At 35.0% G+C, this 11954-nt stretch carries 10 protein-coding genes and 1 tRNA gene; 8 read left to right on the top strand and 3 right to left on the bottom strand.

Annotated features, from left to right (window positions below; all coding sequences use genetic code 11):
* Position 1 precedes the first annotated feature (1 nt).
* The 3 genes from ACIQ4I_RS15895 to ACIQ4I_RS15885 all read left to right on the top strand — a co-directional run bounded on the left by ACIQ4I_RS15895 (position 2) and on the right by ACIQ4I_RS15885 (position 2387).
* Positions 2 to 988 carry a gluconeogenesis factor YvcK family protein gene (locus ACIQ4I_RS15895; protein WP_403097742.1) on the top strand — a complete coding sequence of 329 codons (987 nt, stop codon included), beginning with the start codon at positions 2 to 4 and terminating at the stop codon, positions 986 to 988.
* A gap of 36 nt (positions 989 to 1024) precedes the next feature.
* A complete protein-coding gene (gene whiA / locus ACIQ4I_RS15890) occupies positions 1025 to 1972 on the top strand; it encodes a DNA-binding protein WhiA (RefSeq protein WP_403097739.1) in 948 nt (315 codons plus the stop codon).
* 157 nt (positions 1973 to 2129) lie between these two features.
* Positions 2130 to 2387: an HPr family phosphocarrier protein gene (locus tag ACIQ4I_RS15885; RefSeq protein ID WP_403097737.1), complete on the top strand. Its 258-nt coding sequence runs from the start codon at positions 2130 to 2132 to the stop codon at positions 2385 to 2387.
* 161 nt (positions 2388 to 2548) lie between these two features.
* Here the strand turns inward: ACIQ4I_RS15885 and clpP are convergent, their stop codons facing one another.
* Positions 2549 to 3142 carry an ATP-dependent Clp endopeptidase proteolytic subunit ClpP gene (clpP, locus tag ACIQ4I_RS15880; protein WP_403097734.1) on the bottom strand — a complete coding sequence of 198 codons (594 nt, stop codon included), beginning with the start codon at positions 3140 to 3142 and terminating at the stop codon, positions 2549 to 2551.
* A gap of 188 nt (positions 3143 to 3330) precedes the next feature.
* Between clpP and ACIQ4I_RS15875 the strand changes: the two genes are divergently transcribed.
* From ACIQ4I_RS15875 to ACIQ4I_RS15860, 4 genes are all read left to right on the top strand, one after another.
* Positions 3331 to 3402: transfer RNA gene (locus tag ACIQ4I_RS15875), tRNA-Arg, on the top strand.
* A 262-nt stretch (positions 3403 to 3664) separates the two neighbouring features.
* On the top strand, positions 3665 to 4810 hold the full coding sequence (locus ACIQ4I_RS15870) for a GerAB/ArcD/ProY family transporter (protein WP_403097731.1): 1146 nt from the start codon (positions 3665 to 3667) through the stop codon (positions 4808 to 4810).
* Positions 4807 to 7149 carry a spore germination protein gene (locus ACIQ4I_RS15865; protein ID WP_403097728.1) on the top strand — a complete coding sequence of 781 codons (2343 nt, stop codon included), beginning with the start codon at positions 4807 to 4809 and terminating at the stop codon, positions 7147 to 7149. Before ACIQ4I_RS15870 ends, ACIQ4I_RS15865 begins: the two co-directional genes overlap by 4 nt.
* Positions 7142 to 8296 (top strand): Ger(x)C family spore germination protein, encoded by a 1155-nt coding sequence (locus tag ACIQ4I_RS15860; protein WP_403097726.1) that lies wholly within the window; start codon positions 7142 to 7144, stop codon positions 8294 to 8296. Before ACIQ4I_RS15865 ends, ACIQ4I_RS15860 begins: the two co-directional genes overlap by 8 nt.
* A gap of 96 nt (positions 8297 to 8392) precedes the next feature.
* On the opposite strand, the gene ACIQ4I_RS15855 is transcribed toward ACIQ4I_RS15860, so the two are convergent.
* Entirely contained in the window at positions 8393 to 9292 is a 900-nt protein-coding gene (locus tag ACIQ4I_RS15855; protein ID WP_403097723.1) for a TetR/AcrR family transcriptional regulator, read from the bottom strand.
* Positions 9293 to 9458: 166 nt separating this feature from the next.
* Between ACIQ4I_RS15855 and ACIQ4I_RS15850 the strand changes: the two genes are divergently transcribed.
* Positions 9459 to 10985 carry an MDR family MFS transporter gene (locus ACIQ4I_RS15850; protein WP_403097720.1) on the top strand — a complete coding sequence of 509 codons (1527 nt, stop codon included), beginning with the start codon at positions 9459 to 9461 and terminating at the stop codon, positions 10983 to 10985.
* Positions 10986 to 11043: 58 nt separating this feature from the next.
* Here ACIQ4I_RS15850 and ACIQ4I_RS15845 read toward each other — a convergent pair whose 3' ends face one another.
* Positions 11044 to 11685 (bottom strand): spore coat protein, encoded by a 642-nt coding sequence (locus ACIQ4I_RS15845; RefSeq protein WP_403097718.1) that lies wholly within the window; start codon positions 11683 to 11685, stop codon positions 11044 to 11046.
* Positions 11686 to 11954 lie beyond the last annotated feature (269 nt).

Raw genomic sequence — 11954 nt, 5'->3', positions numbered from 1 at the left:
TATGCAAAAAAAACAAACGCGGATTGTTCTCATCGGTGGTGGCACGGGTCTGTCTACATTACTTCGTGGGTTAAAGAAATATCCTGTAGATTTGACCGCTATTGTAACTGTTGCAGATGATGGTGGAAGCTCAGGGAGACTGCGTGATGACTTCGCGATTCCGCCACCCGGTGATATTCGAAATGTTATTGCTGCATTATCTGAAGTGGAACCGTTAGTTGAAGAAATGTTTCAATACCGTTTTAAAGGGAAAGAAGAATTAGGTGGTCATTCTCTCGGTAACTTAATGCTTACGGCATTAACAGAAATAACGGGGGATTTTTCGCATGCTATTCGCGAAATGAGTCGAGTATTAAATGTACATGGTAAAGTTTTACCAGCAGCTAATCAAAGAATTACATTACTAGCTGAATTAGTAGATGGGACACTCGTAAAAGGTGAATCAAAAATTCCAACGTTTAATACAGGAATTAAACGCGTATATTTGTCACCTCCAGATGTATTGCCATTACAAGAAGCAGTTAATGCCATCGAGAATGCGGATATTATTATTATAGGACCTGGAAGTTTGTATACTAGCATTCTGCCAAATCTTTTAGTTGAGGGAATTAAAAAGGCAGTATTGGAATCGAAAGGTCACAAGATTTATATTTGTAATTTAATGACTCAATCTGGTGAGACATCTAACTATACTGCAGGAGATCATGTGCAAGCGCTGTATGACCATGTTGGTAAGAATTTTATTCAAACCATTTTAATTAACGATGAAGAGGTACCAAAAGCAATTAGGGAAGCTTATATTAAAGAGTCTGCAGAGCCTGTACAATTCGACGTTGAGCGATTAGAAAGTATGGGACTAGAAGTCGTGAAAAAGGATATTGCAAATATTCATGATGGTGTTGTGCGCCATGAAGCGAACCGTGTTGCTGCATGGTTAGTAGAATATGCCACAAATTATCAACAAAACAAGCAAAAGTTGTCGAATTAGCGTAAAATAAATTATTGATAGAGAGGGGGAGTCGATATGTCATTTGCTTCGGAAACAAAAAAAGAACTAACTCAAGTTGAAGCAGAAGATACAAGCTTAAAAGCAGAACTATCTGCCCTTATCCGAATGAATGGTTCTCTGTCATTTGCTAATCGTCAATTGAGTCTTGACGTGCAAACTGAAAATGCAGCAATTGCTCGTAGAATGTACACCATTTTGAAAAAATTATATAACTATCGAATCGAGCTCTTAGTGCGTAAGAAAATGCGACTTAAGAAAAATAATGTTTATATTTGTCGAGTACGTGAAGGTGCAAAAGAGTTACTAGAAGAGCTACATATTCTCTCGGGTAATTTTCTTTTTAATCATACGATTTCAAAAGAGTTAATCCACACTGAAGAAAATAAAAGAGCCTATTTACGTGGAGCATTTTTAGCGGGAGGCTCTGTCAATAACCCTGAAACGTCTTCGTATCATTTAGAAGTGTACTCTTTATATAAGGAACACGGGGAAGCGTTGATGAACTTGATGAATCATTTTGAACTCAATGCAAAAACAATTGAGCGTAAAAAAGGTTTTGTTACCTATTTAAAAGAAGCAGAGAAGATTTCAGATTTTCTAAGTCTTGTAGGTGCGCACCAAGCCATGCTAAAATTTGAAGATGTACGAATTGTTCGTGATATGCGCAATAGTGTTAATAGACTAGTTAATTGCGAAACAGCCAACTTAAACAAAACAATTGGAGCAGCAATTCGCCAAGTGGATAATATACGCTATATCGATAACATGATTGGTATTGAACAACTACCGGAAAAACTGCGTGAAATTGCAAGATTACGGGTAGAATATCAAGAAGTAACATTAAAAGAACTCGGTGAAATGGTATCAACAGGTGTCGTTAGTAAATCAGGTGTAAATCATCGTCTACGCAAAATTGACGAAATTGCTGAAGCGCTAAGACGTGGAGAAAAACTAAAAGTTTAGTGACATCATTTCACCGTTCTACAATATGAAGGAATTGCTAGCTTTTATAAACAGCTATGCTATAAAGTGTAAGTAAATCAAGAACTTAAAAATTCCTATTATTTAAGATAATGTAAAAGTAATGTAAAATGTACTTATTAAAAAAGGGGGAGCAATTGTGGTAGAAAAACAAGTAGTAGTAAATCTTAAATCAGGATTACAAGCAAGACAAGCGGCGTTATTTGTACAAGAAGCAAATCGTCACACTGCCGATGTCTTCCTACAAAAAGATGATAAAAAGGTAAATGCCAAAAGCATCATGGGAATTATGAGCTTAGCCATTGCTAGAGGAACTTCAATAACATTAAGTGCAGAAGGTAATGACGAAGAGAAAGCATTAGAAAAACTTGTTAAAATAATTGAAGACGAAGACTAATGTAATTCAAGAAGTGCGGTGTGGAACAATTTAGTTGTTCTACACCGCTTTTTTAATTGGATAGAGGCCCAGAAACCTCGGATAGTACCCAAAATTTCATGGATAGTAACAAAAAAACGACAAGACTCTATTCGAGCCTTGCCGTTCCCGCTGTTTCTTGTTTATTTTTTTAATTCATTACGTTCCATAATATGGTCGATTAAACCGTATTCTTTTGCTTGTGTGGCAGTCATGTAGTTATCACGATCTGTATCTCGAGCGATGACTTCGATAGGCTGACCAGTACGTTCAGATAGGATACCGTTTAATTTTTCGCGTGTTTTTAAGATATGTTTTGCAGCGATTTCGATTTCAGTTGCTTGACCTTGTGCACCACCTAGAGGTTGGTGAATCATAACTTCACAGTTTGGTAAAGCATAGCGTTTACCTTTTGTGCCAGCTGTAAGTAAGAATGATCCCATTGATGCGCACATACCCATACCAACTGTTTGTACATCTGGTTTGATGAATTGCATTGTATCGTAAATAGCCATGCCAGCTGTTACGCTACCGCCAGGAGAGTTGATGTAAAGGAAAATGTCCTTTTCAGGATTTTCCGCTTCAAGGAATAACAATTGAGATACAACTGCATTCGCAACGTTGTCATCAATAGCACTTCCAAGCATAATGATGCGGTCTTTTAGTAAACGAGAGTAGATGTCATAAGCACGTTCACCGCGGTTTGTTTGTTCAATAACTGTAGGTATTAAGTTCATGTGAATAGCCTCCTCAATTAAATAAGGTAATTTCGTCTTCAATATGCTGAAATTCTTTATATATATTTCAGCTGTAACCTTATCATACACATTATGGTCAATAAAGGTCAAATATTACGATTATTTTTTTACCTTATTGAATTGTTCCTATTTAATTTGTATAATAGATAAGTCGCAAATACTTTTTTGCCCACGTAGTTTAACGGATAAAACATAAGATTCCGGTTCTTAGGCTGGGGGTTCGATTCCCTCCGTGGGCGTACTAAAACAAAGCACAAACCCTTATGATATAAGGGCTTGTGTATATAAGGGAGTAGAACTAGTATTAGTTATACCCAATTTTTCCCTTGGAAAATCATCCTCTAATCATTTTTTTGATTAGAGGATTTTTTTATTCTCAAATATATAGATAAGCTGAGTTATGAATAGCTATCTTTTAAAACCATTCTCCATGTATAACTTATAAAATTATGAATTGTTGTCAAAACTATCGTTTATCAATAAATGATGGAAGGTAAATAAATGAAGAACGCGGGAACCATTAGTATTTTACATGTTGTATTCTTGACGATGACGTTCATTGGTTTAAAAAATCATGTAACCGTTATTCCATCAATATTAAAGTCTGCTGGAAGAGATGGGTGGGCATCTGTTTTACTTGGAGCATTTGTAACCTTTATATGGTTGTTTCTTATAGTTTATGTCCATAATAAATCTAACCAAGAGCCGATTAAAGATTGGTTAAAACAAAAAATAGGAAAAGTTGGATCATCGATTGTCTTATATATTACAGCTTTCTATTTACTCTTACTTGCAGCGTTTACGATGAGAGAAACGTTACTTTGGGTTTCTACAACCTTTTTACAGAAGACGCCAGTTGTTATTTTGTTAGTCATTTATGCAGCGCTTATTATTTTTCTTGCTACATTGGGTTTGCAAACTATTGTCATAGTAAACGTATTTGTATTAACGGGTGTAGTTATTTTTGGTTTTTTTGTGGCATTTGTCAATATAAAAGTGAAGGATTATGAGCTATTACGACCGTTTTTTGAACATGGGCTAGAACCAGTTTTAATGGGGGCTGTTTACCCTGCATCTGGATTTGTTGAGTTACTGCTGCTACTTTTTATTCATCATCAAATACAAAATCGTATGCGATGGTATCATTTTGCAATAATGCTCCTCATATTAGTGGGCTTAACAACAGGTCCACTCATTGGAGCTATTACAGAGTTTGGACCATCGGAAGCAGCGAAGCAGAGGTATCCAGCTTATGAAGAATGGGGTCTAGCAACAATTGGGCGTTTTATTGAACATATAGATTTCTTCTCTATTTATCAGTGGCTAACTGGGACATTCCTAAGAGTAAGTCTTATCTTATATATTTGTTCAGACATATTGAATATGTCTGAAGATAAAAAACAAATTTGGACTAAGCTTGCGCCGCCATTTTTTTTCATCTGTTTATCGTTAATTCTTTTGAAAGATAATGTTTTTTTGGATATTAATGGAAAATATTTTTTAATAAGTACTTTTCTCTTCTTTATCATATTATCGTTATTCCTTTCGATTGTTGCATTAGCATCGGGAAAGTCATCCAAAAAAGATAAAGATAAAAATGACAAGAAAGGTGGTGAAGAACAATCGAACCAAGTGAAAACTCAATGAATTTGAATGTCTTGCAGCAGTTATTTCAGAAATCTGCAGATGTTAAATTCCAACAGTATAAATTTGATAATCATACAATACATCTCATCACATGTGAATCAATGATTGATCTGCAGTTATTAAATGAAGTCATTGTCCCACGTGTTGGGTTCTTATGTAGTAATTTGACGGATGAATCCCTAGAAAAACAAGTGGAATCGCAATTGTATGTCCCAGATTTAAAAAAAGTGAAGGATGAACAAGAAGCGATATTACTAGTATATACAGGTTTTGTTCTACTTTATTTCGAAGAAGGAAAGCTCCTTTTTTCCAGTAATATTGCCAAAAAACCAAATCGTAATCCTGAAGAGACACGTACAGAAGTAACCATAAAAGGACCAAGGGATAACTTTATAGAAGATATCGCTGTAAATATTGCTTTAGTAAGAAAACGCTTGCCAACCAATTCCTTGTGCGTCGAAAAATTAGAAGCGGGAAAACGTTCAAAAACGAAAGTTGCCATTCTATATTTTGATGATATTGCAAATAAAGATATATTAAATGGAATAAAAGAGCAGATTAGTAAAGTTGACACAGATGCTGTATGGAGTGCTGATTTATTTATGGAACGTATAAATAATGGTGCCCTTATGTTCCCAAGACATGAATATTCGGGGAGACCAGATTATGCTGTTCAATCTCTTGTTAGAGGAAGGTTCATTATATTTGTTGATGGAACATCATATGCAATGGTTACCCCAGTCAATCTATTTTTATTATTAAAGACAAGTGAGGATAATGAATATCCAGTAGTCTTTGGTTCAGTTCAACGAGTAATGCGAATTGTTGGGCTATTAGTTGGTGCACTTCTACCAGCATTTTGGCTTTGCTTAACAACTTTTCATCAAAATCAATTGCCATTCCAACTTTTAGCAACCGTTGTTCAAGCAAGTACAGGACTTCCTTTCCCTGCAGCACTTGAAATGCTCGTTATGCTGGCCATGTTTGAGCTCTTTCGTGAGGCGGGCTTACGTCTTCCAATTGTCCTAGGTGGTACGATTGGTGTTGTAGGTGGGTTAATTATTGGAGATGCAGCTATTCGAGCAGGTATTACAAGTCCTGCGATGGTTGTGATTATAGCTACTTCGACTATTGCAACATTTACACTCGTTAACCAATCACTAGTAACAGCGGTCAGTGCATTACGTGTTTTATTTATTTTAGTATCTGCATTATTCGGGTTCTTCGGCTTTTTTTTATCATTATTCTTTACAATTGCTCTTTTATCAAATATAAGGATATTTGGAGTTCCTTATATGAATATTACAGCAGATCTAAGTTGGTCAACCATAACTAAGTCTTTATTTCGATTACCCGCAAAGAAATATACTAAGCGTCCAGAATCTTTAAATACTCTAGATAATACAAGGACTCAAGATCAAACAAATACTCAAGATCAAACAGGGACTCAGGGTCAAACAAATACTCAAGGTCAAACAAATACTCAGGGTCAAACAAATACTCAAGGTCAAACAGGGACTCAGGGTCAAACAAATACTCAAGGTCAAACAAATACTCAAGATCAAACAGGGACTCAGGGTCAAACAAATACTCAAGGTCAAACAAATACTCAAGATCAAACAGGGACTCAGGGTCAAATAAATAGTCAAGGTCAAACAGGGACTCAGGGTCAAACAAATACTCAAGGTCAAACAAATACTCAGGGTCAAACAAATACTCAAGGTCAGACAAATACTCAAGGTCAAACAAATACTCAAGGTCAGACAAATACTCAGGATCAAACAAATACTCAAGGTCAAACAAATACTCAAGATCAAACAAATACTCAAGGTCAAACAAATACTCAAGGTCAAACAAATACTCAAGGTCAAACAAATACTCAAAGTCAAACAAATACTCAGGATCAAACAAATACTCAAAGTCAAACAAATAATCAAGGTCAGACAAATACTCAAGATCAAACAAATACTCAAGGTCAGACAAATACTCAAGCTCAAACAAATAATCAAGGTCAGACAAATACTCAAGATCAAACAAATAATCAAGGTCAGACAAATACTACTCAAGGTCAGACAAATAATCAAGGTCAGACAAATACTCAAGATCAAACAAATAATCAAGTTCAGACAAATAATCAAGTTCAGACAAATACTCAAGATCAAACAAATAATCAAGGTCAGACAAATACTACTCAAGGTCAGACAAATAATCAAGGTCAGACAAATACTCAAGATCAAACAAATAATCAAGTTCAGACAAATACTCAAGATCAAACAAATAATCAAGGTCAGACAAATACTCAAGATCAAACTAAGACTCAAGAGGGAAAAAATGAATAAGAAAATACTGATAGTACTTATAATGCTCATAACGCTAATCTCAGGATGTTGGGATACAAAAGAACCTGAGCGAATGCTCTATATTTACGGAGTAGGTGTTGGTTATAAAGATGGAAAAATCGAAATATATACTCAAATTATTGATTTTGCCAACATAGCAAAATCTGAACAACCTCCTAACCCTAATAATATTCAGGCTGAAGTGGGACATTCGTCTGGTAAAACAGAACAAGAAGCGTTTTATAATTTGTACAAATCAATGGATGAAGAACTTTATTGGGGGCATCTTGCATATATAGTTTTTTCTGAAGATTTGCTTAAATCCGGAAAGATGGATTCATTTATTAATCCCTTTATCCGATTTCTAAATACAAGATATCTAACTTGGGTGTATAGCACGAATGAGCCTTTGAAAGAGGTCATGTTAGTAACACCTATTCTTAATAAAGCAATATCATTATCTAAATTATCAGATCCTTTAAATTCATTTAGACAAGATTCTACGATTGAGCCTTTGAATGTTCGACAGTTAATACTCAAACTAGACGAGCCGAGTTATGAAGTGGCTATCCCCTCCGTGTCACTTCTTCATAATTGGGAAACGGAAAAAGAAAAGAATATGATTACTACTCTAAATGGAGTGAGTGTAGTTACTCCAAAGGGATTTAAAGGGAACATCTCAGGCGATAAAGCAAAAGGATTACCGTGGATGGATAAGAAAACCAAAAGAGCAGAATTGTCAATTATGCTTGACTCTGAGGGAAAGCGTTATATTACCGGTAACGGAAAAGTGGATGCTGTAAAAGTTACGCCAATCGTTAAAAATAATTCGGTTTCCTTTGATGTAAATATAAAAATGGAAGTAGAGTTGGGGGGATTCCAAGGAAGTATAAAAGAAAAAACAGTTAAAAAAGAAGTGGAAAAGGAAGTTAAAAAGGAGATTAGAGATACTTTTAAAGAAGGATTAAGTATTGATGCTGATGTCTACAATCTATCTGAATATCTATATCGCAAAGATCCAAAAGCGTGGAAGAAACTTCAAAAAAACGGGAAAGTTGAATTAAATGAGAATTCTATTCGTAATATTAAAGTAGATATTTTAGTCAATTCAGGAAGAAAGAATTTTAAAGAAACACTTAGAAGGTAAAGAATAACATGATGAATTCTATTTGATAGAGTAAATAATGTCAAAAGACATTAAAAAGCAGTTCATCCTCTATTTTAGGGGGTGAGCTGCTTTTTGTTAATTTTCATCAATTGGTTGTTCTTCTTTGATAAGACGCCAAATATAATTTGCGATTTCTCGTGCTTCAGATGCATGCGTTGTTTTTGTAAATGATTTACGGAAAGGTGTAAGGAGTGCTTCAATTATGAATAATTTGGGTTCTGTTTGTTGAAATTCAGCTAATATATAATTTGCATATTCAACTCCAGATTTTGGATCACTCTTTGATAATCCTTCGATAAAACCTTTTAGTTGTTTTATGATCATGTTTTTATTAATCACTATATGCTCAACACTATTTTTTATATAGTGAATTGTTTCTACACCTATTAGAACCTCTTTCGTTTCTAACATGCGCGGGATAATAGCATCAATATTTCTAAGCGCCATTTTGACAACAGCTTCAGGGTCCACACAACGATCTTCAGCAACTAGTAATGTTCGAATGGTGTGTTGAATCATTGCGAATACTTGAACCGCACATTCGTAACTCATTACACTGATTTCTTTACCATAGACTTCAACTAATCGAGTAGAGAGCCAATCAAGTTCTTGTAGATGATGCCTCATTACCACTTTTTTAACGCCTACATCTCTTGAATGGTAAATAGACTCAAAAATTTGCAAAAGGTTTTGTTCACGATTAATATGCATGAGCACGGCGATTTGCTTCGCAAAGATATTAATATCTTTAGGATCTTGCCCGAAAATAAGTTCATGTCTACGGTTACTTGCATCTTCACGACTTTCCTGCAAAATAGCTATTAAACATTCGTTTTTCGCAGTGAAGTAATTATAGAAAGTTCCTTTTGAGATTTTTGCTTCATGGATGATATCCATTATAGAGGTTTCGTTAAAGCCTTTTTCAATAAATAAACTACGTGCAACGTCGAGTACTTTTCTTTTACGCGTATTCATAAATTCACCTTTTTATAATATTTATACTACCATTCTAAAGTAAAAACGCTTACACATCAACGTTTTGATACTGTTAATATTTATGTGTTGAAAAAAATAGACCGACAGTATAAAATAAAAATCAGTCACAAAAAAAGAATATTGATAGAAAGAATGAGGGGAAATTATGAGTAATGACTCTATACAGAAAAAGCCACCTTATGGCATGCTTGCCATTTTGTTTATAGGTGCTTTTGTTGCTTTTTTAAATAATACGTTGATGAACGTTGCTTTACCTACAATTATGAAGGATTTTGATGTTACGTATTCTCAAGTACAATGGGTAACAACAGGCTATATGCTTGTAAGTGGTGTGTTAGTTCCTGCATCTGCATTCTTTGTTGTTCGATTTAAAAACCGTAATCTATTTATCACAGCGATGTCTATCTTTACAATTGGTACAATTATCGCGGCGATTGCTCCAAACTTTGGTACCTTATTGGCTGGACGAATGGTTCAAGCGGCAGGTGCAGCTGCAATCTCTCCATTATTAATGAATGTTATGCTTACAAGCTTCCCAATTGAAAAACGTGGTGCGGCTATGGGGATGTTTGGTCTAGTAATGATTGCAGCACCTGCGATTGGACCTACATTGTCTGGTTATATTATTGAACACCATGATTGGCGTATGTTATTCGAAATGATTATTCCATTTGCCGTACTTAGTCTGTTATTTGGTATTTGGAAATTACAAAATGTCATGGAAACTCGTAAAGTTTCACTAGATTATTTATCATTACTACTTTCAACACTTGCTTTTGGTGGACTTTTATATGGCTTCAGTTCAGCTGGAGATAAAGGTTGGAGTGATCCATGGGTATATGGCACAATTACTGTAGGTGCAATTTCTTTAGTTATATTCATTATCAAACAATTGAAAATGGATGAACCATTATTAGATATTAGTATATATAAATATCCAATGTTTGCATTAGGTTCTGTTATTTCAATCGTTGTATCAGTAGCAATGTTTTCGGGTATGATTCTAACACCTGCATATGTCCAAAATGTAAGAGGTATTTCTCCGTTCCACGCAGGATTAATTATGTTACCTGGTGCAGTTTTGATGGCTTTCATGTCGCCAATTACTGGGAAACTATTTGATAAATTTGGACCTCGTATTTTAGCATTTGTCGGTCTATCAATTATGACGGTTGCTACTTATTTCTTAACTAAATTAAAAGTTGATTCTAGTTACGCTTATATTATTTCGGTTTACACTGTTCGTATGTTCGGTATGTCTATGGTGACGATGCCAATCATGACAAATGGCTTAAACTCACTACCGATGAATAAAAACCCGCATGGTACAGCCATTAATAATACGGCCCAACAAGTATCTGGTGCAATTGGTACGGCGATTCTTGTAACAGTGATGGATAATCATATTAAAACAAGAGCAGCTGAATTAGCAGCTGATGCAAAAGCAAAAGCGGTTCAAGCAGCGCATGCAGCTGCACAAGCTGGTCAAACTCCTTCTTCACCATCAGCAGAACAACTTGCTCAATTAAAAGCACATATAACTCAAACTGCGTTATTAGATGGTATTAACTATACGTTTATGATAGCTACATGTATTTCAGCGGTAGCTTTAATACTTTCGTTATTCCTAAAACGTGTTCAAGTAAATAAAGAAGCTCAAGTTCAAAAATAATATAGAAAACAAACAAAGCTCTCGACAAGACCATGTCGAGAGCTTTGTTTGTTTTATTTTAACTTAATTGGGATGGTTGGTGTGATGTATTTATAGTTGCCGCACCATAGCTATTTGTCATTGTAGCCATATCTTGAGGGGATAGTTGAGGGACTTGGTAATATCCTTTTCTGTTTTGATAAATTGACACTTCGTATGCCATTTCAATGCAGTTTGGAATTGAGTCTGCTAATACGCGACGAACAACTGGATTTGTTGTTTCCAATGCTGTAGCAAGTTTAACAGTAGCGGTTTCTTTGTGACATCCAAGGAGGAAACCGGAAATTATTTCATCACTTAATTCACTAGCTTGAGTAATTGGTTTTTTTGGTTGTCCAGGTTGTACACCATAAGTGAATTTGTTATTTTCCGTCATTTCATAATGACCAGTTGGGCGAGAAGGATCACGACCTGTTTTAAATGATTCCACCAATGTATTGTATTCGTCTAAGCTAAATTTGTACTGGCGGTCTAATATATCTCGTAATTCAGTATCTTGGATGTGGTCACGTAATAATACGCATTGGTTTAATCCACCAACAATTGTGGAAAGAGTTTCATGCATATCCATTACTTCATGTCCACCATGATTGAATTTTGCTGAATCTACATGATATGTTGGATCATTATTCATCTGATTTTGTGATTGTTGTTGAGACAAAATATAACCTCCTCCTTTTAATTAGGCGCTTGTGTTCACGCAGAGATAGTATGGACTTCGAGTTGGCTTCAATACATGGAAAATAAAAAATTAAATATAAACGCATTGTTGCATCGATATTTATAAGAATTTATCAATTTGTTAATAATTTGTTTATCTTTTTTCATTAAACAGTTAAGATTTGCTTTTTATAATGATAAGTACACAAAGGGAATGAACAAATAGATGGTTCAGATGAATAGTCAAATCAGAATAATGTTTATTGCAGA

Origin of the sequence: Rummeliibacillus sp. NPDC094406, from assembly GCF_044763875.1 — a bacterium.
Lineage (GTDB): Bacteria > Bacillota > Bacilli > Bacillales_A > Planococcaceae > Rummeliibacillus.
This window is presented reverse-complemented; position numbering and strand designations above follow the sequence as displayed.

Bases quoted from the DNA above. Each gene is read 5' to 3' on its own strand.
- ACIQ4I_RS15895 (WP_403097742.1), top strand. From the start codon at position 2: ATGCAAAAAAAACAAACGCGGATTGTTCTCATCGGTGGTGGCACGGGT.
- whiA (WP_403097739.1), top strand. From the start codon at position 1,025: ATGTCATTTGCTTCGGAAACAAAAAAAGAACTAACTCAAGTTGAAGCA.
- clpP (WP_403097734.1), bottom strand. From the start codon at position 3,142: ATGAACTTAATACCTACAGTTATTGAACAAACAAACCGCGGTGAACGT.
- ACIQ4I_RS15870 (WP_403097731.1), top strand. From the start codon at position 3,665: ATGAAGAACGCGGGAACCATTAGTATTTTACATGTTGTATTCTTGACG.
- ACIQ4I_RS15865 (WP_403097728.1), top strand. From the start codon at position 4,807: ATGAATTTGAATGTCTTGCAGCAGTTATTTCAGAAATCTGCAGATGTT.
- ACIQ4I_RS15860 (WP_403097726.1), top strand. From the start codon at position 7,142: ATGAATAAGAAAATACTGATAGTACTTATAATGCTCATAACGCTAATC.
- ACIQ4I_RS15855 (WP_403097723.1), bottom strand. From the start codon at position 9,292: ATGAATACGCGTAAAAGAAAAGTACTCGACGTTGCACGTAGTTTATTT.
- ACIQ4I_RS15850 (WP_403097720.1), top strand. From the start codon at position 9,459: ATGAGTAATGACTCTATACAGAAAAAGCCACCTTATGGCATGCTTGCC.